Raw genomic sequence first — 24,677 nt, 5'->3', positions numbered from 1 at the left:
CCCGGCGGCCGCGCCGGGCCTCACGCTTTTCGGTGGCTTCTTCACGCCCAACCACAGCCGCTGGCCGTAGCATCCGGCACGTGGCAAGCCCTTCGCAGCACACGGACGCCGACGACACGGACTCGCTGAGCCCCGAGGAGCGGGTGTACCCGACGTGGACCGAGCCGCTGGCGCGGGCGGCGGCGCGGCCGTTCGGCGGGCCCGTCGGTCGGCACGCGTCGGTCGGGCGGCAGTGGTTCTGGACGCCGTTGCGGGTCGTGCTGCTCCTGGCCGTGGTGACGTTGGCGTTCGCCTACCTCCAGAAGTCGCCGTGCGTGCAGCAGTACGTCGACTCCAACGGGGTCGCGCAGCTCGACTGGCGGGGCAGCAAGCAGTTCACCGCCATGTGCTACTCCGACACCGTGCCGCTCTACACGGCGGAGCGCTTGGACAAGCCGGACACGTTCCCCTACAAGACGTCGTGGATCGACGACGAGGGCAAGCCCACCGCGCACGTCCGGTACATGGAGTACCCGGTGGTGACGGGCCTGTTCCAGTGGCTCAACGCACGCATGGCGCAGGGCTGGACCCGCATCGCGGAGAGCGGCTGGCTGCCGAACCCGATGACGGTCATCGTGTACTTCGACATCACCGCCCTGTGGCTGGCCTTCGCGTGGCTCGTGACGACCTACGCGGTGGCCCGCCTGGCCCGGCGGCGGATCTGGGACGCGGCCATCGTCGCCGTGTCGCCCCTGGTCGTGGTGCACGCGTTCACCAACTTCGACACCCTCGCCACGGCGTTCGCCACGGCGGGCATGCTGGCGTGGGCGCGCAAGAAACCCGTGGTCGCCGGCATCCTGCTCGGCCTGGGCGGCGCGGCAAAGCTGTACCCGCTGTTCCTGCTCGGGCCGTTGCTGCTGCTGTGCTGGCGGGCGGACAAGATGCGGGCCGGCCTCACCACGCTGGCGACCACCCTGTTCACGTGGGCGGCGGTGAACGCGCCGATCGCGCTGCTGTACCCGGCGGGCTGGCGCGAGTTCTTCCGGCTCAACACCGAGCGCGGCGTGGACCCGGACTCCCTCTACAACGTGGTCGCCCAGTGGACCGACTGGAAGGGCTTCGACCCCGGCCTGGTGCAGGGCCAGGCCCCCGAGGTGCTGAACACGGTCAGCGCGGTGCTGTTCCTGGTCTGCTGCGCGGCCGTCGGCTTCGTCGCCCTGTCCGCCCCGACCCGGCCCCGCCTGCCGCAGCTCGCCTTCCTGGTGGTGGCGGCGTTCCTGCTGACCAACAAGGTGTGGAGCCCGCAGTACTCGCTGTGGCTGGTGCCGCTGGCGGTCCTGGCGCTGCCGCGTTGGCGGCTGTTGCTGGCGTGGATGGCCGTGGACGCCCTGGTGTGGGTGCCGCGCATGTTCTTCTACCTGGGCGTGGAGAACAAGGGCCTGCCGATCGACTGGTTCCTGGGCGCCGTGGTGGTGCGGGACGTCGCCGTGATCGTGCTGTGCGCGTTCGTGGTGCGCGAGATCTACCGGCCGTCGCGGGACCTGGTGCGCCGGACCGGGGACGACGACCCGTGCGGCGGTTTCCTCGACGGCGCGCCGGACCGGCGGGTGCTCCGGATCGGCCGCCGGACGCCGGCCCACGCGGCCTGACCGGGCGAGCACGGTGGTGCTCGCCCGACCGTCTCACCTGCCGCAGAAGACGGTCTCGACCAGCCCGGCCAGTGCCTTCGGGAACGCCGCCGCCGGGTCGATCGGGGCGTCGCCGGTGGTCACGCCGGCCGTCATGGTCGTGCGACCGTCCGGCGAGCTGTACATGAGCGAGCCGTAGCCGCCGGGCGCGCCGCCGTTGTGGTGGTAGACCGTGCCGCCGCAGGGCAGTTCCTGCGCGAACAGGCCCAGGCCGTAGCCGAGGTGGCCGTGCGGCGTGCGCATCTCCGCCAGCAGCGGGGCCGGGACGAGCCGGCCCGCCATCAGCGCGGAGAAGAACGTCTGGAGGTCGCGGGTGGTCGAGTACATGTCGCCGGCGCCGGCCAGCAGGGACAGGTTCTGGCGGGAGACGTCGACGACCTTCCACTCGCCGCCGTCCTGGTAGCGGTAGTAGCCGTGGGCGTGCGGACCGGGCAGCGTGGACCGGTGGCCCGGCACGCCGGTGCCCCTCATGCCCAGCGGGCGCAGGATGCGGCGCTCCACCTCGTCGGCGAACGAGTGACCGGTGACCCGTTCGACGAGCAGTTGAGCCAGCGTGTAATTGGTGTTGGAGTAGTTCTGGCCCGTCCCCGGCTCGAACCGGGCCGGCCTGGCCAGCGCGAACCGCACCAGCTCCGCGGGCTCGTAGCGGTGGAACCGGTTCTCCACCCACGCCTTGCCGGTCGCCGGGATGCCGGGCACCACCGTGCCGTCGTCGTAGACCTCTCCGGTGTAGGAGAACAGGCCGCTGGTGTGCTGGAGCAGCATGCGCGGGGTGATCCGGCGGTCCAGGCCCGGTTCGGGCAGGTGGTCGGCCACCGGGGCGTCCAGGCCGACCCGGCCCTCGGCCACCAGTTGCAGCACGACGGTCGCGGTGACGGTCTTGGTCGAGCTGCCCACCCAGAACCGCCCGTCGTTCGGCGGCGGCGCGGGCGAGCCGAGCTTGCGCACGCCGGCGCTGCCGGTCCACTCGCCCCGCTCGTCCCGCACCCGCAGCTGCACGCCGCCGAACCCGGCGTCGATCACCGCCTGGGCGGCTCTTTGCAGTTCTGGGCGATCGGCGGTCTCCGCGGTGGCGGCGGTGGGGGTGGCGGCGGTGTCGGGTGCCGCGGGCGCGGCGGTGGCGGGTGTCGTAGCGCCGGCCAGCAGCGCGGCGGCCAAGGCCACCGTCCCCACGTGCCGGAACACCTTGGTGGTGCTGGTCCGCGGCGTCCGGGCCGCGATCGGTGAAGTCGTCATGGCGATCACGTTCGCCGACCCGCCTGACACCGACCGGTCACCGCCCTGACACCCCGTCCCGGCCGGGCGTCAGCCCACGACGCGCGCCGCGATGCCGTCGAGGAGGAAGTCGAGGCCGGCCCGGAAGGTCTCGTCGGCGTCGAGGTGGGGGCCGTCGTGCACGACCCTCGCCAGCGCGGGGAAGCGGCCGGTGGCCAAGGTCCGCCGCAGGTAGGGGCCGTAGGAGGCCTGCCACTGCCGCTGGTCCATCCCGGAGGCCCGCTCGGCGCGCCGCTCGGCGATCTCCCGGCGGACCGCGCCGACCACGTACGCGTTGACCGCGGCGACCGCGGGCACGACGGTGTCCAGGTCGATGTCGCCCATCGCGGCCAGCACGGCCTCGCTGGCGGCCAGCGAGTCCGGACCGAGCTGGGGCCGGCCGCCGATGAGGTCGGCGAGCCACTCGTGCCGGTGGGCGGCCCGGCGGGTGGCCTCGGCCAGGGAGCGCAGCACCTCGCGCCACCCGTCCCCGGTCGGCCGGATCTCGGCGTGGACCGCGTCGACCATCAGGTCGAGCAGTTCCTCCTTGGTGGCGATGTAGCCGTAGAGGCGCATCGGGCCGACGCCCAGCTCGGCGGCGACCTTGCGCAGTGACACCGCGTCGAGGCCGTCCGCGTCGGCGAGCCGGATGGCCGCCCGGACGATCCGTTCCCGGCTCAGCGGGGCCGGCGCCGGCCGTTCCGGCGGCTCCGGCCGCTCCCACACCACCACGGCCGAGACGATACAGCGCTCGGTCGCGATACAGTGTATCGAGCGATACAGTGAATCGAGGTGCGCATGACCATCGCCGTCGTCGGCGCGGGCCTGGGCGGTCTGACCCTTGCCCGGGTGCTGCACGTGAACGGGATCGACGCCGTCGTGTACGAACGCGAGTCGTCACGCGAGGCCCGCGGCCAGGGCGGCATGCTCGACATCCACTCCGGCCAGTGGGCCCTGCGGGAGGCCGGCCTGGTGGACGGGTTCCTCGCCATCGCCCGCGGCGAAGGCCAGGACATGCGGCTCCTGGAGTCCGACGGCACGTTGCTCCTCCAAGAGGACACGCCCGAGGACGCCCCGCTCCTCCGGCCCGAGGTGGACCGGGCCGACCTGCGCGCCCTCCTGCTCGACTCCCTTCCCGAAGGCACCGTCCGGTGGGGCCACGCGTACGAGTCCGCGGACAACGGCGTGCTGCGCTTCGCCGGCGGCGGCACCGCGCCGTACGACCTGCTGGTCGGCGCGGACGGCGCGCACTCCCGGGTCCGGGCGCTGCTCACCGACACCCGGCCGGCGCACGTCGGCCAGAACGTCGTCGAACTCGGCATCCCCGACGTCGACCACACGCACCCCGACCTCGCGGCGATGGTCGGCCGCGGCACCTGCTGGGTGCTGGGCGACGGCATCTCGCTGGCCGCGCAGCGCAACGGCGACGGCCGCGTGCGCGTCGGCCTGAGCTTCTACGACACCGGCGAGGACTGGTTCACCACCAGCGGCATCCCGTTCGACGACCCGGCCGCCACCCGCGCGCACCTGATCAGGCTGCTGGCGGACTGGGACCCGCGGTTCACCGCGCTCATCGCGGCGTGCGACGACACGATCCGGAGGTGGCCGATCAGCACCCTCCCGGTCGGCCTGACCTGGCCGCCGGCGCCGGACGTCACGCTCGTCGGCGACGCCGCCCACCTGATGCCGCCGGTCGGCGAGGGCGCCAACATGGCCCTGCTCGACGGCGCCCGCTTGGGCCTGGCCCTGACCGCGCACCCGGACGACGTCCCCACCGCCGTCCGCGAGTACGAGCGCGAGATGTTCGACCGCACGAGCGCCGCCGCCCGGCTGTCCGCGGACCTCCAGGAACTGCTGATGTCACCGGACGCCGCGCAGCGGCTGGTCGCGTTCTTCCAACCCGGCTGAGGTCGTCAGCCCTGGGCGAGGTCGGCGAAGCGGCTGTAGTGCAGCTGGTGGGCGACCGTGATGGTGGCCGTGGGGCCGGCGCGGTGCTTGGCGATGATCAGGTCCGCCTCGCCCGCGCGCGGGTCGTCGCGCTCCCACGCGTCGGGGCGGTTGATCAGGATGACCATGTCGGCGTCCTGCTCCAGCGAGCCGGACTCGCGCAGGTCGGACAGCTGGGGGCGCTTGTCGGTGCGCTGCTCGGGACCGCGGTTGAGCTGCGAGATCGCGATCACCGGGACCTCCAGCTCCTTCGCGATCAGCTTCAGGTTCCGGGAGAACTCCGAGACCTCCTGCTGACGCGACTCGCTGCGCTTGCCCGACGACATCAGCTGGAGGTAGTCGACCACCACGAGCCGCAGGTCGTGCCGCTGCTTGAGCCGCCGCGCCTTGGCCCGGATCTCCATCATGGTCAGGTTCGGCGAGTCGTCGATGAACAGCGGCGCCTCGCTGATCTCGCTCATCCGCCGCGCGAGCCGCGTCCAGTCGTCGTCACTCATCCGCCCACCGCGCATGTCGCCGAGCCGGATGCGGGCCTCGGCGGAGAGCATGCGCATGACGATCTCGGTCTTGCTCATTTCCAGCGAGAAGAACGCGCTGGTCAGACCGTGTTTGACCGAGGCGGACCGGGCGAAGTCCAGTCCCAGGGTCGAGTTGTGGGTGGGGATCATCGACCGGCTCGCCAGGTACAGGTGGTCCGCGTTGTCCACCTCGACGCAGCGCACCGGAACGCTCTCGACCGGCCGGGCGTCGACGATGTACCGGGACCCGGTGCGCGCGGTGCTCGCCGTGCGCCGCCGCTCCTTGAGCACGAGCCGCTTCCGTTCGAGCCGGAACACGTCGTCGTCGGTGCCGAAGGTCAGGGTGTACGCGGTCGAGGAGTCCTCGCTGCGGCCACGCACCCGCTTCGCGCTGAACCCGCAGCGGTAGCCGAGGCCGACGACCAGTTCACGCACGTCTTCGGCGAGCCGTCGATTGGTGACGCTGAACTGCACCGACCCACCGGAGGTCACCGTGCCGTCGGTGTCGAGGAGGCCGGCGAGCAGGGCGCGGCGCTGCGTCTCCGACGCACGCAGGTACTCGACCGGGATGTGCTTGTCACCGAGTACGCCCAGGCTGCGCAGCACCGCCTGCACAGTGCCGTGGTGGCTGTGGCACTCCTGGCACCTGCGCAGACCGGAGGACGGCTTGCCGCAGTCCGGACACGTCGGTGGCGGCACGGGCGCCGAGGTGAACCGGGCTCTGCCGCCGCAGCTACGGCCGCAGGTGCGGACCTGGCTGGTCCGCGGGGTGAACCGCGTGCCGCACACGACGCAGTCGCGTTCGGCGGGCTGGTCGGCCGGGAGCCGGATGCCGTACAGCAGCGGCCCCTGCGGGACCACGTCGTAGCCCTCCTCCTCCACGTGCCACACGATCTCGGGGTCGGCCGTGGTGAACCGCGCGGACGCCGAGTGGCCGTCACCGAGCCACACGCCGAGCACGTAGGGGGCGAGGGGGAGCGGGCGCTCCGGCAGGGCGAGCGGCCGGGCGTTGGTCACCGAGTGGTTGAGCCGGTGGTCCGCCGTCGTGCACCGCAGGGTGGCGGCGATCTCCCGGGTGGTGCGGACCTCGGCGAACGTCGCCTGGTTGCGGTTGCTGCCGGCCACGACCGCCGCCGCGGACTTGCGGGAGGCCCGGGTCTCGGTCAGCCACTGGTGCTCCGCGTCGGCGACGACCACCGTGCCGTCGGAGAACTCGACCTCGTAGCACGGTCGGCCGTGCATGACGTCGGTGGCGGCGACGACCGTCGTCGGCAGGCCGTCCGCGCCGATCAGCTGCTCGCCGACCCGGACCTCGCCCATCGTGGTCCAGCCGGACGGGGTGGGCAGCGGCGTGTCCAGCGCCAAGGCCTTGCCCACACCCGGGCGGGCCGCGACGATGATCATCTGGCCGGGGTGCAGGCCGTTGGTCAGCTCGTCCAGGTCGGCGAAGCCGGTGGGGATGCCCAGGGACGAGCCGCCGCGCGAGGCGATCGCGTCGATCTCGTCCATGGTCGGCTGGAGGAGTTCCTCCAGGACCACGTAGTCCTCGGTGGTGCGGCGCTCGGTGACCTCGTAGATGGCGGCCTGGGCGCGGTCCACGACCTCGTCCACGTCCGCGCCCTCGGCGCCGTTGTAGCCGAGCTGGACGATGCGGGTGCCCGCCTCGACCAGGCGGCGCAGGACGGCCTTCTCGGCGACGATCTCCGCGTAGTACGACGCGTTGGCGGCCGTCGGCACGGTCGCGATCAGGGTGTGCAGGTACGGGGCGCCGCCGACGCGCAGCAGCTCGCCGCGCCGCTCCAGCTCGGCCGACACCGTGATCGGGTCGGCGGGTTCGCCGCGCCCGTACAGGTCGAGGACGCAGTCGTAGATCGCCTGGTGCGCGGGCCGGTAGAAGTCGTTGGGCGCGAGGACCTCGACGACGTCGGCGATGGCGTCCTTGCTCAGCAGCATGCCGCCCAGCACGGACTGCTCCGCGGCGAGGTCCTGGGGCGGCTGCCGCTCGAAGCCGGGTTCGGCCATCCCCCGGTCGTCCACCAGCGCCACCGCGCACTCACCCCAATCCGCTCGTGCCCTGTTTTCTACCCCGCCGGTACGACAAAGTCCGCGAGGCACGCTCAGCGACTTCGCGGACGCTAGTGACCCCCGGATGGCGCAGGCAAACAGCCCTGGGGACAGACCGGTGGACAGGTTGGGGATGGTTCCGGCCGGTTGGGCACAACGCCGTGGAAAGCTGTGGACAACCTGGGTACAACTCCGGCCATGACAGAAGTTTTCCCAGGTGGGGGCCTGTGGACAGAGATGTGGAAAAGTGCTTCGTCACACCCTCGGCGTGTCGCGTGTAACCGCTTCTACGGCGTGTCGCGCACGGGCTGTCACACGGGGTTGTCCACAGCCGGACGTGCGAAGGCGCCGCCCTTCCGGAGTACCGGCTGAGCGGCGCCTTCTGCGAGCCCGGGGCTCAGTTGGCGGCTGCGACCTCGACGGCCAGCGACACCGTGACCTCGGGGTGCAGGCGCACGGCGACCGTGTGCTTGCCCAGGGTCTTGATGTGGCCGGCGATCTCGACGGCGCGCTTGTCCAGCGTCGGGCCGCCCGCGGAGCGGACCGCGGACACGACGTCGGACGAGGTGACCGAGCCGAACAGCTTCTTGGAGCCGACGGCGGCCTTGGCCTTCAGCGTCACGGAACCGAGGCCCTCCAGCGCGGCCTTGATCTCCTTGGCGTGGTCCAGGTCGCGGACGCGGCGGGTCTCCTGCGCACGGCGGATGACCTCGACCTGCTTGGCCGCGCCCTTGGTGGCGACGATCGCCAGGCCGCGGGGCAGCAGGTAGTTGCGGCCGTAGCCGTCCTTGACCTCGACGATGTCGCCGGGGCCACCGAGGCCGCTGACGTCAGCGGTGAGGATGAGCTTCACGGTGTGTCCCCCTTTCTCAGCGAGCGGTCGAGGTGTAGGGCAGCAGCGCCATCTCGCGGGCGTTCTTGACGGCCACGGCGACGTCGCGCTGGTGCTGGGAGCAGTTGCCGGTGACCCGGCGGGCACGGATCTTGCCGCGGTCGGAGATGTACTTCCGCAGCAGGGTCGTGTCCTTGTAGTCGATCAGGTTGGCGTTGCGGTCCTTGCAGAAAGCGCAGACCTTCTTCTTCGGCTTGCGCACAGGCGGCTTGGCCATGTGGGGTACTCCTGGATGAAGCGGTGAAGTGAGGGGGGTGCGGGGTCTAGAAGGGGGGCTCGTCGGAGAAGCCGCCGCCGGAGCCCGCCGGGGGCGCGGAGCCCCACGGGTCGTCCGCCGGGGCGCCACCGCCACGGGACTGACCGCCGCCGCCGAAGCCGCCGCCGCCGTCCCCACGGCTCACCTTGTTGACCTTCGCGGTCGCGTACCGCAGCGAGGGGCCGATCTCGTCGACCTCCAGCTCGATGACGGTGCGCTTCTCGCCTTCCTTCGTCTCGAAGGAACGCTGGCGCAGGCGCCCGGTCACGAGCACGCGCGAACCGCGGGTGAGCGACTCGGCCACGTTCTCCGCGACCTGCCGCCACACGTTGCACCGGAGGAACAGCGCCTCGCCGTCCTTCCACTCGCCGGACTGGCGGTCGAAGGTCCGGGGCGTGGAGGCGACCGTGAAGCTCGCCACCGCGGCACCGGACTGGGTGAAGCGGAGTTCCGGATCGGCGGTCAGGTTCCCGACCACCGTGATCGTCGTCTCGCCTGCCATGTCGGAAGGGCTCCCTTACGCCTTGGCCGCGACAGCCTTGGGGGGCTCGCGGCGCAGGACCTTGGTCCGGAGCACCGTCTCCTGCAGGCCGAGCTGGCGGTCCAGCTCCTTCACCGCGTCGGGGGTCGAGGTCAGGTCGAGCACCGCGTAGATGCCCTCGCTGTTCTTGTTGATCTCGAAGCTCAACCGGCGCTTGCCCCACACGTCGACCTTCTCGACGTTGCCACCGCTGGTGCGGATGACGTTGAGGAACTGGTCGAGCGACGGCGCGATGGTGCGCTCGTCGAGACTGGGGTCCAGGATGACCATCACTTCGTAATGACGCATGAAGACCACTCACCTCCTGTGGACTCGGCGGCCACGGACGTTCCGTGGCAGGAGGGTCGTCGCGTCAGCAACCCGGGAAGGCTAGCAGGAGATTCGCGGGCGGCGGCCGGCGGGGCTCCCGGGTCCCGGCCGGCGGGGCGGTGGTCGACGCGAACTCAGGCGACGGCTCGCCGCAGGACCCACGTCCGCACGAGAGCACCCGTCACGCAGGACAGCGCGAGCACCGCCAACAGCACCGGCGCGGCCACGCCGCCGCCGAGCTTGCCGCCGCCCGGCAACGCCTGGGCGCGGCCGGCGGTCTGGACGCCGTCGTTGGCGGGCGTCGGCAGGCCGTACCCCGGCCGGTACCCGGGCACGTTGCCGCCGTACCGGATGCCCGGCGACGGGGAGAACTGACCGGGCATCGCGAACGGCAGCGAGCCGTAGCTGAACAGCGGCACGCGGCCGAAGTTGCCGCTGAACGGGTTGCTCCCGTACAGCGGCAGGTCCAGGCCGCCCACGCCGCCGATCGGCGTGAAGCCGCCCTGCCCGCCGCCGGGCTGGCCGGTCCCGGGCTGCCCCGTCCCCGGCTGACCGCCACCGGGCTGCCCGGTCCCGGGCTGGCCCGTGCCCGGCTGACCGGGCTGCGTGCCGGGCAGCACCTGGCCGGCGATCTGCTGGGAGGTGTCCGCGAGCGCCTTCGACCCGTCCTGCACCGGCGCCGCCGCCGCGTTCACGCCCGTCACCGTCACGCCGCACAGCTTGGTCAGGGTGTCCTGCACCCGGCCGGTCAGCGTGGTGATGATCGGGCCGAGCAGCGGGATCTTGTTCAGCTCCGCGTTGACCTGGTTCGCGATGTGCCCGCCGGTGATGACGCCCGACCCGGTGGGGATCGCGCCGATCGGGATCGGCGGGAGGGCGTTGAACGCCGTCTTGAACGGCTCCGCCAGGGGCGGCCCGAGCAGCGGGATCGCCCGGATGAGGTCTGTGACGGGCTGCACGACGGCGCCGGGGCTCAGCGACACGGGTGTGCCGGGAGCGCCCTGGACGCTGGTCGCGCAACTGCCGACCACCACGGGCTCGGCCGCCTGCGCGGTGCCCGAGCCGGTCGCCGCGACCGCGAACACCACGGCCACCGCGCCCAACAGCCCGGTGAGTCGGGTCCGCATGGCTGTCCTCCTGCCGTGCCCCACGCCGTTACCTACTTACAAGTAACGAGCGTACGTCCTCCGGGTGACGCGAGTCATGTGCTGATTTCGCAAAACCCGTATCGGCGTCGGCTCCTGACTCGTTGCAGCACCCGGCTACTCTGCACAACCATGCGCATCGGGGCCCACGTCCGCGACGACGACCCGCTGGGCGCCGCGGCTGCTCGCGGGGCTGAAGTCGTCCAGTTCTTCCTCGCCGACCCCCAGGGGTGGAAGGCGCCCAAGCCGCACCCCCAGACCGAGGGTCTGCTGGCCTCCGACCTCGACGTCTTCATCCACGCGCCCTACCTGGCCAACGTGGCGTCGCTGAACAACCGCATCCGCATCCCGTCCCGCAAGATGGTCCTCCAGCACGCCGAGGGCGCGGCCAAGGTCGGCGCGAAGGGCCTGATCGTGCACGGCGGCCACGTCGGCAAGGGCGACGACCCGGCCGAGGGCATCGCGAACTGGCGCAAGATGTTCGAGCGGCAGGCCGCGGAGGGCGGGTTCGCCGTCCCGATCCTGATCGAGAACACCGCGGGCGGCGAGAACGCCATGGCCCGCACCTTCGACATGCTCGCCCGCCTGTGGGACGCGGTCGGCGAGTTCGACGCCGGGTTCTGCCTGGACACCTGCCACGCGTTCGCCTCCGGCGAGGACCTCGTGGGCATCGTCGACCGGGTGAAGGCCATCACCGGCCGCATCGACCTGGTCCACCTCAACAGCTCGCGCGACGAGTTCGGCTCCAGCCGCGACCGGCACGCCAACATCGCCACCGGCACCATCGACCCGGAGCAGCTGGTCGCGGTGGTCGCCGCAGCCGGATCGCCTGCGTTGGTGGAGACACCGGACGAAGGGCAGGCGGAGGACATCGCGTTCCTCCGCGAGCACCTGGGCCGATGAGCGTGACGCGGGAGGTGTCGGCCGTGCCCGATCGGGCGCGCGGGGAGCGGTCGCACCGGCTCGGCCGGGCCGCGTTGGCCGCGCTGGTCCTCCTGTGCGGGGTGACGCTGCTGCTCGGGTTCGCCAACAAGGACCGCTGCACCGGGCCGGAGTTCGACCAGTGGGGCCGCAGCGCGCCGGACTACGAGGAGCGCAACAAGGCCGAGGTCTGCTACTCCGACATCCAGCACCTGTGGATCGGCCGGGACGTGGACCGGCACGTCTTCCCGTACGTGCACGGCAGCATCAACAGCAAGGGCGTCCTGATCGGCGGCACCGTCGAGTACCCGGTGCTGACCGGCCTGCTGATCTGGGCGGGCGCGATCTTCGCCCACACCGACGCGGCGTTCCTGCTGTTCAGCGCGTTGCTGATGGCCCCGTTCGGGCTGGCGACGGCGTGGCTGCTGGGCAAGCTCAGCGGGTGGCGGGCGCTGCTGTGGGCGATCGGGCCGCCGATGGTCCTCTACGCCTTCCACAACTGGGACCTGCCGGTCGTGTTCTGCGCGGTCGCCGCGGTCTACGTGGTGCACCGGGGGTGGGGGCGCACGCCGAAACCGCTGGTGGACCGGGCCGTGGTGGCGTCGGTCCTGCTCGGCCTGGGGTTCGCGTTCAAGATCTACCCGGCGGCGTTCGTGCTGCCGCTGTGCCTCTACGTCCTGACCGGCGGGCGCGAGGGCCTCAAGGAGGGCGAGCGGTACGACTTCGCGGGCGCGGTGAAGGTCGCGTTCGCCTCGATCGTCACGGTCGTGCTGGTCAACCTGCCGTTCGCGATCGCGGGCTTCGAGGGCTGGCAGGCGTCGTTCACGTTCCAGCAGCTGCGGCGCGTGGACATCACGACGAACTCGATCTGGTTCTGGTCGATGCGGCCGTTCATGCCCGACGAGTCCATGCAGGGCATCGTGAGCGTGCTGTCGCCGGTGGGCATCCTGGCGTCGTTCGCGCTGGCGTGCTGGCTGGGTTGGCGGCGGTTCCAGCGCGAGGGCGCGTACCCGTGGGTGCCGGTGTCGGCGGCCATGCTGTGCGGGTTCCTGCTGCTGCACAAGGTCCACTCGCCGCAGTACACGCTGTGGCTGGTGCCGATGTTCGTGCTGCTGCGCGTGCCGCTGGGCTGGGCGTTCGCCTACTTCGCGGCGGACATCGCGATGGGGATCGGCATCTTCCGCTGGTACTACGCGATCGAGTTCGCGCAGCCGTCGGGCATCTACGACGGGTTCTCGGCGCAGGCCGTGGTGATCGGCGTGTGGGGCCGGGCGGCGCTGCTGGCGGCCCTGTTCTTCGTGTTCCTCAAAGCCCGGGTGACCTTCCCCGACCACACGCGTTTCCTGCCTAAAGTGACCGCGTGACCTTCCTCGAAACCACCCGTGCCGCCTACGACACGGTCGCCGAGTCGTACCACGAGACCCTCAAGGACGTGCTGGCCGAGAACCGGCCGGGCAGCGTCCTGGACCGGGCCATGCTGGGCGCGTTCGCCGAGCTGGTCACCGGCCGGGTCGCGGACGTCGGCTGCGGTCCGGGGCGGATCACCGGTCACCTGGCGGCGCTGGGCGTGGACGTGTTCGGCGTGGACCTGTCCCCGGAGATGGTCGCGATCGCCCGCCGCACCGTCCCGGACGTGCGCTTCGAGGTCGGGTCCATGACGGCGCTGGACCTGCCGGACGGGTCGCTGGGCGGTCTCGTGGCGTGGTACTCGGTGATCCACGTGCCGCCGGCCGGGCACCCCGCCGTGTTCGCCGAGTTCCACCGGGTCCTCGCCCCGGGCGGCCACCTGCTGCTCGCCTTCCAGGTGGGCGACGAGGCGAAGCGCATCACCGAGGCGTACGGCCACCGGGGGCTCGACGCGATGGCCTACCGGCTCGACGTGGCCAAGGTGGTGGCGGACCTGACCGGGGCGGGCTTCACGCCGCACACGACCCTGGTCCGCGAAGCCCTGGAGGAGTACGAGAAGACCCCGCAGGCCTACGTCCTCGTGCGCCGCCGGACCGACCGCTAGCCGCGAGTTCCCCGTCTGGGCCGTGTCAGGCGCAGAACAGGGGCGTGTCAGTTCCGCCGCTGACAGTGTGCCCATGACGGAATCCGCGATCGTGGCCCACGGGCTGCGCAAGACGTACGGGGACAAGACCGTGCTCGCCGGCATCGACCTCGATGTCCGGGCGGGCTCGGTGTTCTCCCTGCTGGGCCCGAACGGGGCCGGCAAGACGACCACGGTCAACGTGCTGACCACGTTGGCGAAGGCCGACGGCGGGACGGTCCGGGTCGCCGGGCACGACATCGCCACCGAGACCCGGGCCGTCCGGTCGGCCATCGGCGTGACCGGGCAGTTCGCCTCGGTGGACGACCTGCTCACCGGCGAGGAGAACCTGCGGCTCATGGCCGACCTGCACCACCTGGGCGGTCGCGAGGGCAAGCAGGTCGTCGCCGGCCTGCTCGAACGGTTCGACCTGGTGGAGGCCGCGACGAAGCAGGCCGCCACCTACTCCGGCGGCATGCGCCGCAAGCTCGACCTCGCGATGACCCTCGTCGGCAAGCCGCGGATCATCTTCCTGGACGAGCCGACGACCGGCCTGGACCCGCGCAGCCGCCGCACGATGTGGGACATCGTCCGCGAGCTGGTGGCCGACGGCATGACGATCTTCCTCACCACCCAGTACCTGGAGGAGGCCGACCAGCTCGCCGACCGGATCGCCGTGCTCGACCAGGGCCGCCTGGTCGCCGAGGGCACCGCCGCCGAGCTCAAGCGCAAGGTCCCCGGCAGCCACGTCCGGCTCCGGTTCGCCGACGTCGTCGCGCTGGGCGCGGCGGCCCGGGTCGTCACCGGGTCCACGCCGGACGACGAGGCCCTGGCCCTGCGCGTCCCCGGCGACGGTGGCGTGCGGTCGTTGCGGGCACTGCTCAACCGCCTTGACGAGCACTCGATCGAGGTCGAGGAGTTCTCCGTGCACACGCCGGACCTCGACGACGTCTTCCTCGCCCTCACCGGACACGCCGGCACGGAGGTCACCGCACCATGAGCACCGCGTTCACCGACTCGGCGATCATGCTCCGCCGCAACTTCAAGCACTCTGTCCGCAACCCCGTCACGGTGTTCAACGCGATCCTGCTGCCGATCGTGCTGATGCTGATGTTCGTGTACGTGTTCGGCGACTCGTTCAACGTCGACGGCGAGTACATCGACTACGCGACGCCGGGCATGCTGCTGATGGCCGTCAGCTACGGGTTGAGCGCCACCGCGTTGGGCGTGAACGCCGACATGACCAAGGGGATCATCAACCGGTTCCGCGCCATGGACGTCTCCCGGGGCGCGGTGCTGACCGGGCACGTCGTGTCCACCGTGGTGCGCACGGTGGTGGCGCTGGCGGCGGTCGTCGGGGTCGCCTTCCTCATGGGGTTCGGCCCGTCCGCGACCTTCGGGCACTGGCTCGCCGCGATCGGCGTCCTGGTGCTGACGGCCTTCGCGCTGGCGTGGCTGACCGTCGCGATGGGCCTGGCCGCGAAGACGCCGGAGTCGGCGGGGTTCGTGACCGTGCCGCTGATCATGCTTCCGTTCTTCAGCAGCGCGATCGTGCCCGCCGGGCAGATGGGTCCGGGTGTTCGGGAGTTCGCCGAGCACCAGCCGTTCACGCCGATCATCGAGAGCCTGCGCGGGTTCTTCACCGGGGTCCCGTCGGCCGGCGACACCTACGCCGCGATCGCCTGGTGCGTCGGCATCTCCCTGGTCGGGTACGTGTGGGCGCGGTCGACGTTCACCAAGCGAGCGTGAGCTCGGCGAGTTCCCGCCAGTCCGCCCGCTCCCCCTCCCCGGTCGCCTCGGTGAACCGCGCGTCACCGAGGCGACCACGCGCTTCCCGCTCGATGCGGGTGAAGTCCGGCTGGGAGCGGTCCGGCAGGCCGATCACGCCGGCGCTGGCCCCCAGCAGCCGCGCGGCCTGCTCGGGCCGGTCGCGGCGCAGCGCCAGGTCCGCGATCCCGATCAGCACGTGGGCGACGGCGAGCGGGAGCCCCGACTCGGCCGCCGCGCGGAACGCCGCGACGCGCTGCTCGCGCGACCCGGCGAGGTCTTCGGCGAGGTAGCCGAGGGCGTCGTGGGTCGCGGCGCGGATGCCCGCCTGCTCGGCCTGCTCGCCCATCAGGGTGGTGGCGCGGTCGAGCTGCCGGCGGGCCTGCTCGACGTCGCCGCGCCAGCGGGCCAGCGAGGCCTTCGCCAGGGCCAGGTCGGTCAGCGCCTCCGGCCAGGCGACCCGTTCCGCGAGCCGCTCCGCCTCGGTCAGCGTGGCGGCGCTCGCCCGTTCGTCGCCGGCCAGCCAGTGCAGCTCCACCTGCCGCGACCGGATCCGCAGGACGTCCTCGGCGGCCCCGACGTCGCTGATCACCGCGACCGCGTCGTCCAGGTGGGCGCACGCGCGGGCGAACTCGCCGCGCATCGCGATCCGGTTCGCCAGCTCGGTCAGCGCGAACGACGTCCCCCACCGCTCGCCGATCGCGCGGAACTCGGCGAGGGCCGCCTCCAGGCAGGCGTCCGCGTCCCGCCCGCCGTGGCCGTGCATGATCCGCATCTTGCCCAGCTGCAACCGGGCCAACGCGCGGACGAAGGGTTCCGGGTCGTCCAGCAGCGGTTCGTAGGCGGCCGGGTAGGCGCTCGGGTCCTCCAGGATGCGTTCGAGGGCGACGATCAGCCGCACCACCGGGTGCAGGCCGGGCACGCGCCGGCTGATGTCGGCCGCCTTGTGGATCCACTCGCGGGCCTGGTACTCGTCGCTGCCCCGCCCGGCGGTCAGGAACGTCGTGACGAACGTGTAGACCACGGCCCGGGCCTCGTCGGTCACCTCGCCGGGCATGCGGGCCGCCGCCATGATCAGCTCGCCGCCCTCGACCTTGTGCCCGCCCAGCCACCAGAACCAGCCGGCCGCCGCGGCGAGCCGCATCGCGGGCTGCGCCTCGCCCGCCGCGAGGGCGCCGCGCATCGCGGCGACGATGTTGTCGTGCTCGACCTCCAGCGCGGCCAGCCACTCCAGCTGCCCGGAGCGCAGGAGGTGCGGCTGCGCGGCCTCGACCAGGTCGGTGAAGTGGGCGAGGTGCGCGTGCCGCGCCTGCTCGGACTCGCCCGCCTCCGCCAGCCGCTGCGCGGCGTACTCCTTGATCGTGCTCAGCGTGCGGTAGCGCGGGGCCGCGTCCCCCTCGGTGACCACCAGGGACTTCTCGGTCAGCGCGGTGAGCAGTTCGAGCACCTGCCACGACTCGACGCCGTCGGCCGCGCAGACCCGTTCGGCCGCCTCCAGGCTCGCGCCGCCGGAGAACACCGCGAGCCGGCGCAGCACGACCCGTTCGGCGGGGTTGAGCAGCTCCCAGCTCCAGTCGATCACGGCGCGCAGCGTCCGGTGCCGGGGCAGCGCGGTGCGGCTGCCGCCGGTGAGCAGGCGGAACCGGTCGTCCAGCCGGTGGGCCAACTGCTCCAGCGACATCGTGCGCAGCCGGGCGGCGGCCAGTTCGATGGCCAGCGGCATCCCGTCCAGCGCCTGGCAGACCCGGGCCATGGTGGCCAGCGCCGCGGCGTCGACCACGAGGTCGCTGCGCACGGCGGCGGCCCGGTCGCGCAGCAGCCGGACCGCCGGGGACGCCTCGACCGCACGCGGGTCGGCGTCCGGCGCGGGCAGCGCCAGCGGTTCGACCGGCCACAACGCCTCGCCGGTGATGCCGAGGGGTTCCCGGCTGGTCGCGAGGACGCGCAGCCGCCGGCACTCGCCGAGCAGCCGGTGGGCGAACTTCGCCGCCTCGTCGATCACGTGCTCGCAGTTGTCCAGGACCAGCAGCGCCTCCCGGTCGCGCAGCGCGGCGACGACCCGTTCGGCGGGTTCGGCGTCCGCCGCGCCGCCCAGCAGCGATTCGCGCAGCCCGAGCACGGCGAACGTCGCCTGCGCCACGTCGCCGCCCGCGCCGACCGGGGCCAGCTCGACCAGCCAGACCCCGTCGGGCAGGTCGTCCAGCAGGGTGCGCGCGGTCTCGGTGGCCAGGCGGGTCTTGCCCGAGCCGCCCGGCCCGATCAGGGTGGTGAGCCGGTGCCCGGTGACCAGGTCGCGGACCGCGGCGACGTCGTGCTCCTTGCCGACGAACGTGGTCAGCTCGGCGCGCAGGTTGCTCTTCCGGGTCTCCTCCTTGCGCCCCAGCTCGCCGCGCAGCAGGGCGACGTGCAGCGCGGACAGCTCCGGCGACGGGTCGACGCCCAGCGCGTCGGCGAGGGCTTCCCGCGCCCGCTGGTAGACCATCAGCGCCTCGGTGCTGCGCCCGGCCGCGCCGAGGGCGCGCATCAGCGCGGCGACGAGCCGTTCCCGCACCGGGTGGGCCGCCACGAGTTCGGTCAGCTCCGCGACCAGCTCCGGGCCGCGCCCGAGGCCCAGTTCCGCCTCGAACAGGTCCTCCAGCGCGGTCAGCCGCAGCCCGTCGAGCCGGGTGACCGCCGCGTCGAACGCCTCGCTGTCCTGGAGGCCGACGTCCTGCATGGCCGTGCCCCGCCACAGGCCCAGGGCCTCGCGCAACAGCCGCGCCCGCACGGCCTCGTCACCGCCGCGCGCCCGGCCGACCAGGCGTTCGAACCGCACGGCGTCCACGGCGTCGGGTTCGACCGCCAGCCGGTAGCCGCCCGCCTGCCCGTCGACCACCCCGCCGGGCAGCACCCGGCGCAACCGGGAGGCCAGGCGCTGCAGGGCGTTCGCCGCGTCGGCCGGCGGCTGCTCGCCCCACACCCAGTCGACCAGCGTCGCCTTCGGGACGACCCGACCGGGTTCGAGCGCGAGGGCGGTCACCAGCGCGCGCAACCGGGCGCCCGGCACGTTCGCCGGCACGCCGTCGTCCGCGCGGACCTCGAACGGTCCCAGCACCCCGATCTGCACCCGCTCGATTCTGCCGTGACCGGTCGGGTGGACACGGGGGAATGGCCGATCGCCGGCGCCCGGACAGCTCGACGGGGTGGCGCGGCCTTCCATTGCGGTGTGTGAGCACTTCGGGTTGGTGGCTCACGAAAGTGTGAACGTCGTGGGTCGGCGCGTTTACGATCAAGGGATGCCACCCGACGCGGCGCGGCGCAGCGAGCGGTCCCGGCGGGCCGTGCTGGCCGCCGCGCTCGACCTGGTCGAGGCGGTCGGGTACGCGCGGTTGACCGTCGAGGCGGTCGCCGCCCGCGCCGGGGTCGGCAAGCAGACCATCTACCGCTGGTGGCCGTCCAAGGGGCCGCTGCTGTTCGACGCGCTGGTCGAGTTCGGGCCGGGCGAGGACGAGCCGCCCGCCTGGGGCGCGCTCGACCTCGACCTGCGCCGGGAGCTGCGGGAGGCGGTGCGGCAGCTGGAGGAGCGGCGGTTCGACCAGGTGTGCCGGCTGCTGGTGCACGAGGCGCGGACCGACCTGGTGGCGCTGCTGCTCATGCCGCGCCGGATGCGGCTGGAGGAACGGCTGGCGATGGCCCAGCGGGCCGGCGAGGTGCGCGGCGACGTGGACGTGCCGGCGGCGGCCGAGCTGCTGCTCGCCCCGGTCTACCAGCGGTGGCTGCTGCGCACCGGGCCGTTGACGGGCACGTTCTCCGACACGGTGGTGGTGCTCGCGCTCCGCGCGCTGTGCGCGTGATCATGATCGGTAGGGTGGGCCGATCATGGGGTACGCCGTGGTCGACGTGGAGACGACCGGGTTCGCCGCCCGCCGGGCGGACCGCGTGGTCGAGGTGGCGGTCGTGCAGCTGGACGCGCGGGGCGAGCCGACCGGCGAGTGGTGCACCCTGCTCAACCCCGGCCGCGACCTCGGGCCGCGGCACGTGCACCGGATCAGCGCGGCCGACGTGTGGGCCGCGCCGACGTTCGCGCAGGTCGCGGGCGCGTTGACCGACCGGCTCGCGGGCCGCGTGCTGGTCGCGCACAACCTCGCGTTCGACGCCCGCTTCCTGGCCGCCGAGTTCGCCCGGCTCGGCGTGGACCTCGACCCGGACGGCCTGTGCACGATGCGCCTCGCGCCGCCGGGCGCGGGCCGGTCGCTGCGGGACTGCTGCGCGGCGGCCGGGATCGTGGTCGAGGACGCCCACTCCGCCCTGCACGACGCCCGCGCCACGGCCCGCCTGTTCGCCCACTACCTGCGGCGGGGCGTCCCCGAGGCGCCTCGGGTCCTGTGGCCGCGGCTGCCCGGCGACGCGGTCGAGGTGCGGCGCGGCAACGCGACCGTCACCCGCGCGAAGCAGCACGTCGAACTGCGCGTGGGCGACGTCGTCGTGTTCACCGGGCAGACCACCGACCCGCGGGACGTGTGGATCTCGCGTGCCCAGGCGGCCGGCCTGGTCAGCCGCGGCCACGTCACCCGGTCGACGCGGCTCGTCGTGGCGGCGGACCCGTTCACCCTGTCCACGAAGGCGCGGCGGGCGCGTGCCTACGAGGTGCCCGTGGTGTCCGAGGAGGAGTTCGCCGGGCTGCTGATCGGCGGGGTGATGGAATAAAAGATCACCGGACCGGGTGTCATCAGGCCTATTGAAAAGCCCTCGACCTGCGGGGATGCTTCTGACGGACAGGCCTGGTCCGGCGAAGGGCACGAGTCCTATGCGTACCGTGCAGTCAACGACCCCCCGTCGGGTGTGGGACGAACTGGTCGCCGAACTGCCCGTCGGCGTGCTGCTCCAGGACGACCGCGGCACCGTCCTCGCCGGCAACCGCCTGGCCGCCGCCCTGCTGGACGTGCCGCCGACCACCCTGCCCGGCTACCGGCTGCCCGCGGCGTGGGACGAGTCCGGGGCGCGGCTGCCCACGTGCGCCGAACTCGCCGCGCAGGTGCTGCGCACCGGGGCGGCCCTGACCATCCCGGTGGTCCTGCCGCACACGCGGGTGTGGGCCGACATCCACCCGCTGTCCGAGCGCGGCCAGGTGCTGGTGCTGCTGCGACCGGTGCAGCAGGACGTGCCGCACAGCGCGAACCTGCTCGACGCGCTCACCGGGCTGCCCGGCCGGGCACTGCTGCTCGACCGCCTCGACCAGGCGCTGACCCGGGCCCGCACGCACGGCACGCTCGCCACGCTGGCCCTGGTCGACGTGCACCAGCTCGCCGAGGTGAACCGGACCCACGGGTTCCAGCGCGGCGACGAGCTGCTCGCGGTGATCGGCGGCCGGCTGCGCGAGGGTCTGCGCGAGGACTACACCGTGGCCCGGTACGGCGGGGACGAGTTCGCCGTCGTGGCCGAGCACCCCAACGGCAACGGCGAGGCGGTGGCGGCGCGGGCCCGGGAACTGGCCGGGCGGGCGGTGCGGCTGGGCGGCACGCGGATCCAGCCGGGCGTCCGGGTGTGCTGGGTGACCAGCGACGGCGACACGCCCCTGCACTCGGTGATCGCCCACGTCGAAGAGCGGTTGCGCCACTGAAAGCAAGGACCCCTGGCACCGGGTGTGCCAGGGGTCCCGTTCACGCGGGGTGGGTGGTGCGGGTCAGAGCTTCGGCAGGACCTGCGTCACGTCCATCGCGCCCAGCACGTCGAGCATGCTCAGCGCGTCCAGACCGGCCAGGGCCGGGGCGGAGGTGCGCTCGCGCGGGCCCTCGACCTTGCCGTTCAGCGGGTTGACGTTCAGGCCGGACAGCGACGCGCCGGACAGCGGCGGCACCGGCGCGGCCGGGACGCCCGGCAGGGCCGGGGCCGCGGTGCGCGGCTGGGCCACACCCGGCACCGGCACCACGAACGGCAGCGGCAGCGGGGAGGCCACGCTGGGCAGGCTGCGCGGCGCGGCCTTCTGCGGGCCGGGCAGCAGCGGCAGGCCCTGCACCACCGGGGTCACGCCCAGGTTGCCGCCCAACAGCGGCAGGGTGCCGCCGAAGGACCGCTCGTCCTTGTCACCGTTGTTCAGGGCGGCGTTGCGGTCGGAGGCGTTGACGATCGCCTCGGGCACGCGGCGCAGCTCCTGGAAGCGGCGCAGCTCGTTCAGCCTGCCCAGCTCGGGCGACCGGGTGAGGCCGGTGACCTTGTCCAGGCCGGGGACCTTCGACACGCCGGGAACCCGCGCGTCGGTCAGGCCACCGGTGGGCAGCTTGCCCGGCAGCGCCGGCGTGGGCAGCTTCTTGTCCGCCACGCTGGTGGCCGGCGCGTTCGACGGCAGCTTCGTCGGCAGCTCGGACGGCGCCACCTTGGTCACGTCGACCTTGGGCAGCCCGCCCGCCTGGCCGGTCAGCAGCTCCAGGACCAGCTTCGGGTTCGGGATCTGGTTGACCGGCATGTCGTCCAGGTCGACCAGGTCGGACGCGGCGGGCAGCTTCGGCAGCGCCTTGCGGGTCAGCGACAGGTCGCTGGCGCGGGTCAGGTCCATGCCGCGCACCTGGGGGGCGCCCAGCTCGCGGACCTTCGACAGCTCCAGGCCGCGCAGCACCGACAGGTCGAAGTCGCGCAGGTCGGACAGGTCCATCGCGCCCAGGCCGGACAGCTTGTCCAGGCTGGACAGGCTGGGCAGCTCGGTCGGCTTCATCAGGTTGTCCACGCCGGCGGGCAGGTTGATGCCCCGCGGCACGGTCTTGCGCGGGCCGCCCTGGCCCTCCGGCTCGTCGCCGGTCCGCTCGGCCGAGGCCTCGGCGAGGTCGGTCCGGGCGTCGCCGAGCACGTCGGCGGGCACGTCGAACACGGCGGGCCGCGTCTCGGCGGGCACCGACACGTCGTGCGAGGTGAGCGCGCCCGAGCCCTTGGTCTCGGTGTCGCCGCCGGCCTGGGTGAGGCTCAGCGAGTCGGCGTTGGCGTCGGCCAGGCCGCCCGCGGTCGCCGCGTCGCCGAACACGCCGGGCTTGGCGTTGGCCGGCAGGTTGACCAGGTTGCCCGACAGCGAGCTGTTCCAGGCCTCGGTCTCCTGGTCGCCACCGGCGACCACCGCGGACTGGTCGGACACGTCCGAGCGGCTGTTGCCGGCGGCGGACACCGAGTCGGCGAAGGTCTGCAGCGCCAGGGCGGGCTGGGCGGTGATGCCGTTGCCGGACACCGAGCCCTGGTTGCCCGAGGTGGCGATGTCGCCGCCGGAGAACGAGGTGAACTCGTTCTCGACCGCGCTCTTGGCGTTGCTGCCCGCGCCCAGGGTCGAACCGAACACCTGCGGCGAGGACGCCTGCGGGACCGAGACGACGTTGCCGGTGAACGCGCCGTGGTCGCCCTCGGAGCTGGCGTCGCCGCCGGAGCGCGAGTGCAGCTCGTTGCTCAGGTCGGACGCGCCGTTGCCGACGGCCACGAAGGTGTTGCCGGGCACCTGCGCCGGGTTCGAGGTCGGGACCTCGACGATGTTGCCGGACATCGAGCCGTGCCGGCCGGTGGCCATCGCCGGACCGCCGGCGACGAGCGCGGTGTCGCTCTCGGTCTTCGAGGTCGGGTTGCCGACCAGCGCGCCGGCGTTGCCGAAGCCCTGGCCGCCCAGGGCGGTGGGCGTGGTGACGACGTTGCTGGAGACGGTGCCGTTGTCGTCCCGGGCGTTGGGCGACCCGCCGGCCCGGATCTTCTTGTCCTCCACGGCGTTGCCGGTGGCCAGGCCGCCGACGCCGCCGGCGTTGCCGAAGCCCTCGGCGGGCACGGCGAGCGGCGCCTGGCCGATGTTGCCGGACAGGACCGCGTTGTTGCCGGTGGTGCCGTTGTAGCCGCCCGAGGTGACGTCGACCTCGTTCTCGCACTGCGAGGCCGCGATGCCGCCACCGGACAGGCCGTTGCCGCACGCGTCGATCGCGCCGGCCGGGGCCGCGTTGGTCGAGTTCGCCGACATCACCGAGCGGTCGCCGCGGGTGTAGGTCGAGCCGCCCGCGTTGACGTCGGTGTCGGCCGCGTGGGTGGAGGAGGTGTTGCCCAGCAGCGAGCCCGAGTTGCCCGCGCTGCCCACCGGCAGCGCGACGGGCGCGTCGCCGAAGTTGCCCGACAGGGTCGAGTCCTGGCCGCTGGTCCGGGCCCAGCCGCCCGCCTGGGCGTTGTTGTCCGACCGGGTCTCGGTGTCGGCGTTGCCGACGCCGGCCAGGGCGTTGTTGTCGAGCGTGGCGGGGCCGGCGAGCTGCGGCTGGAGCGCGTTGCCGGCCACGGTGGCGTTCTCGCCGCTGGTGGACAGCCACGGCTCGTGGTTGCTGCGGGTCGGGCCGGTGTCGCCGGCGACCGCGGTGGTGCGGTGGTCGGCGGTGGAGTCGGCGTTGCCGGCCGCGCCGAGCGCGTTGCCCTCGACCGACGTGATCGGGGCGAGCGGGACGCCCGCGGTGTTGCCGCCCAGGGTGCTGCGGTCGCCGTTGGTGGCCAGCGAGCCGCCGGCCTCGGCCTCGGTGTCGGCGTGCGAGGCGCTGTTGGCGATGCCGCCGCCCGCGACCGCGTTGTTGCTCACGCGGAACGGGGTGGCCTGCTGGACGCCGAGGATGTTGCCGGACAGCGAGCCGTCCGAACCGCCGGTGCTGATGTCGCCACCGGCGGCGGCGTCCTGGCGGGCGTAGGACTCGGAGTAGGCGTTGGCGCCGATGGCGGCGGCGTTGCCGCTGGCCCCGATCGGGCTGGCGTTGTGGATCGCGGCGACGTTGCCCGCGAGCGAACCGCGGGAGCCGTCGGTGCGGGTCTTGCCGGTGCTGGGCGTGTACTGCGCGCACTCGCCGTCGGCGTGGGCGTCGCCGCCGGCGCCGACCGCGTTGCCGCAGGCGTGGATCGGGGCGACGACGTCGCCGTCGATGGCGTTGCCGCGGGTCACCTGCGTGGTGTCGACCTGGCGGACGCGGGACTGCGTCTCGCGGACCAGGGGGTTCTTGGTGATGCCGGTCGGCTGCGGAACGTTCTCCGTGCCGATCTCGCGGTGGATCTCCGGCAGGTCCCGGTTGCCGACCGGGGTGCCCAGGTTGTTCTCCTCGACGTCGATCGGCACGCGGACGCGGGCGTCCAGCGGCGACGGCGGGGCGTCGGGGTTGACGTTCTCCTGGGCTGAAGCGATGCCCGTGCCGAGCATCAGCAAACCACCCGTGACAAGTGCGGTCTGGAAACCGCGCTTGGCCCAGGTTTGCATGGGTTCTCCTTCTTCTGTGTCCCGTGATGGGAGGTGAAGGGTGGTCGGCGCGTGCACCGCGTCGGGGGAGCGACGACCACCCGGATCGGGGGGTGGGGCGCGGCTGGTCGACCGGTTTCAGGCGCGACGGACGCGCGTCGGTCGATCACCGGG

20 protein-coding genes are annotated in these 24,677 nt (G+C 73.0%); 10 read left to right on the top strand and 10 right to left on the bottom strand.

Annotated elements, in window-relative coordinates; translation table 11 throughout:
• Window positions 1-80: 80 nt before the first annotated feature.
• Complete coding sequence (locus tag ABD126_RS12080) at window positions 81-1,628, top strand: glycosyltransferase family 87 protein (RefSeq protein ID WP_343933856.1); 1,548 nt, start codon at window positions 81-83, stop codon at window positions 1,626-1,628.
• A gap of 33 nt (window positions 1,629-1,661) precedes the next feature.
• Here the strand turns inward: ABD126_RS12080 and ABD126_RS12075 are convergent, their stop codons facing one another.
• Window positions 1,662-2,903 (bottom strand): serine hydrolase domain-containing protein, encoded by a 1,242-nt coding sequence (locus ABD126_RS12075; RefSeq protein ID WP_343933855.1) that lies wholly within the window; start codon window positions 2,901-2,903, stop codon window positions 1,662-1,664.
• 69 nt (window positions 2,904-2,972) lie between these two features.
• Complete coding sequence (locus ABD126_RS12070; RefSeq protein ID WP_343933854.1) at window positions 2,973-3,653, bottom strand: TetR/AcrR family transcriptional regulator; 681 nt, start codon at window positions 3,651-3,653, stop codon at window positions 2,973-2,975.
• 66 nt (window positions 3,654-3,719) lie between these two features.
• Here ABD126_RS12070 and ABD126_RS12065 point away from each other — a divergent pair, with 66 nt between their 5' ends.
• On the top strand, window positions 3,720-4,829 hold the full coding sequence (locus ABD126_RS12065; RefSeq protein WP_343933853.1) for an FAD-dependent oxidoreductase: 1,110 nt from the start codon (window positions 3,720-3,722) through the stop codon (window positions 4,827-4,829).
• 5 nt (window positions 4,830-4,834) lie between these two features.
• Here ABD126_RS12065 and dnaB read toward each other — a convergent pair whose 3' ends face one another.
• The 6 genes from dnaB to ABD126_RS12035 all read right to left on the bottom strand — a co-directional run bounded on the left by dnaB (window position 4,835) and on the right by ABD126_RS12035 (window position 10,575).
• On the bottom strand, window positions 4,835-7,432 hold the full coding sequence (gene dnaB / locus ABD126_RS12060) for a replicative DNA helicase (RefSeq protein WP_425542790.1): 2,598 nt from the start codon (window positions 7,430-7,432) through the stop codon (window positions 4,835-4,837).
• A gap of 415 nt (window positions 7,433-7,847) precedes the next feature.
• The gene (rplI, locus tag ABD126_RS12055) at window positions 7,848-8,303 is read right to left on the bottom strand and encodes a 50S ribosomal protein L9 (protein WP_121224024.1); all 456 of its coding nucleotides are present in this window, start codon (window positions 8,301-8,303) and stop codon (window positions 7,848-7,850) included.
• Window positions 8,304-8,319: 16 nt separating this feature from the next.
• Complete coding sequence (rpsR, locus tag ABD126_RS12050; protein ID WP_033428226.1) at window positions 8,320-8,559, bottom strand: 30S ribosomal protein S18; 240 nt, start codon at window positions 8,557-8,559, stop codon at window positions 8,320-8,322.
• Window positions 8,560-8,605: 46 nt separating this feature from the next.
• Complete coding sequence (locus tag ABD126_RS12045; protein ID WP_343933852.1) at window positions 8,606-9,100, bottom strand: single-stranded DNA-binding protein; 495 nt, start codon at window positions 9,098-9,100, stop codon at window positions 8,606-8,608.
• Window positions 9,101-9,115: 15 nt separating this feature from the next.
• Window positions 9,116-9,427: a 30S ribosomal protein S6 gene (rpsF, locus tag ABD126_RS12040; RefSeq protein ID WP_343933851.1), complete on the bottom strand. Its 312-nt coding sequence runs from the start codon at window positions 9,425-9,427 to the stop codon at window positions 9,116-9,118.
• A gap of 155 nt (window positions 9,428-9,582) precedes the next feature.
• Window positions 9,583-10,575 (bottom strand): hypothetical protein, encoded by a 993-nt coding sequence (locus ABD126_RS12035; RefSeq protein WP_343933850.1) that lies wholly within the window; start codon window positions 10,573-10,575, stop codon window positions 9,583-9,585.
• A gap of 150 nt (window positions 10,576-10,725) precedes the next feature.
• Here ABD126_RS12035 and ABD126_RS12030 point away from each other — a divergent pair, with 150 nt between their 5' ends.
• From ABD126_RS12030 to ABD126_RS12010, 5 genes are all read left to right on the top strand, one after another.
• Window positions 10,726-11,496 carry a deoxyribonuclease IV gene (locus ABD126_RS12030; RefSeq protein WP_309109948.1) on the top strand — a complete coding sequence of 257 codons (771 nt, stop codon included), beginning with the start codon at window positions 10,726-10,728 and terminating at the stop codon, window positions 11,494-11,496.
• Complete coding sequence (locus ABD126_RS12025; protein ID WP_343933849.1) at window positions 11,493-12,878, top strand: glycosyltransferase family 87 protein; 1,386 nt, start codon at window positions 11,493-11,495, stop codon at window positions 12,876-12,878. The genes ABD126_RS12030 and ABD126_RS12025 overlap by 4 nt, the downstream gene beginning before the upstream one ends.
• A complete protein-coding gene (locus ABD126_RS12020) occupies window positions 12,875-13,525 on the top strand; it encodes a class I SAM-dependent DNA methyltransferase (protein ID WP_343933848.1) in 651 nt (216 codons plus the stop codon). The genes ABD126_RS12025 and ABD126_RS12020 overlap by 4 nt, the downstream gene beginning before the upstream one ends.
• Before the next feature lie 73 nt (window positions 13,526-13,598).
• Window positions 13,599-14,543, top strand: coding sequence for an ATP-binding cassette domain-containing protein (locus ABD126_RS12015; protein ID WP_343933847.1), 945 nt, complete (start codon window positions 13,599-13,601; stop codon window positions 14,541-14,543).
• Complete coding sequence (locus ABD126_RS12010) at window positions 14,540-15,292, top strand: ABC transporter permease (protein ID WP_343933846.1); 753 nt, start codon at window positions 14,540-14,542, stop codon at window positions 15,290-15,292. Before ABD126_RS12015 ends, ABD126_RS12010 begins: the two co-directional genes overlap by 4 nt.
• Here ABD126_RS12010 and ABD126_RS12005 read toward each other — a convergent pair.
• Window positions 15,276-18,416, bottom strand: a complete 3,141-nt coding sequence (locus ABD126_RS12005) for an ATP-binding protein (RefSeq protein WP_343933845.1) — start codon at window positions 18,414-18,416, stop codon at window positions 15,276-15,278. The two genes, ABD126_RS12010 and ABD126_RS12005, sit on opposite strands and share 17 nt — an antisense overlap.
• 169 nt (window positions 18,417-18,585) lie before the next feature.
• Here ABD126_RS12005 and ABD126_RS12000 point away from each other — a divergent pair, with 169 nt between their 5' ends.
• The 3 genes from ABD126_RS12000 to ABD126_RS11990 all read left to right on the top strand — a co-directional run bounded on the left by ABD126_RS12000 (window position 18,586) and on the right by ABD126_RS11990 (window position 20,909).
• Window positions 18,586-19,143 (top strand): TetR/AcrR family transcriptional regulator, encoded by a 558-nt coding sequence (locus ABD126_RS12000; protein ID WP_343933844.1) that lies wholly within the window; start codon window positions 18,586-18,588, stop codon window positions 19,141-19,143.
• A 25-nt stretch (window positions 19,144-19,168) separates the two neighbouring features.
• Window positions 19,169-19,996, top strand: a complete 828-nt coding sequence (locus ABD126_RS11995; protein ID WP_343933843.1) for an exonuclease domain-containing protein — start codon at window positions 19,169-19,171, stop codon at window positions 19,994-19,996.
• A 100-nt stretch (window positions 19,997-20,096) separates the two neighbouring features.
• The gene (locus ABD126_RS11990) at window positions 20,097-20,909 is read left to right on the top strand and encodes a GGDEF domain-containing protein (protein ID WP_343933842.1); all 813 of its coding nucleotides are present in this window, start codon (window positions 20,097-20,099) and stop codon (window positions 20,907-20,909) included.
• Between the two features lie 63 nt (window positions 20,910-20,972).
• On the opposite strand, the gene ABD126_RS11985 is transcribed toward ABD126_RS11990, so the two are convergent.
• Window positions 20,973-24,524 (bottom strand): beta strand repeat-containing protein, encoded by a 3,552-nt coding sequence (locus tag ABD126_RS11985; RefSeq protein WP_343933841.1) that lies wholly within the window; start codon window positions 24,522-24,524, stop codon window positions 20,973-20,975.
• Window positions 24,525-24,677 lie beyond the last annotated feature (153 nt).

The sequence above is a fragment of the Saccharothrix mutabilis subsp. mutabilis genome, assembly GCF_039521145.1.
In the GTDB taxonomy this organism is placed as follows: Bacteria; Actinomycetota; Actinomycetes; order Mycobacteriales; family Pseudonocardiaceae; genus Actinosynnema; species Actinosynnema mutabilis.
This window is presented reverse-complemented; position numbering and strand designations above follow the sequence as displayed.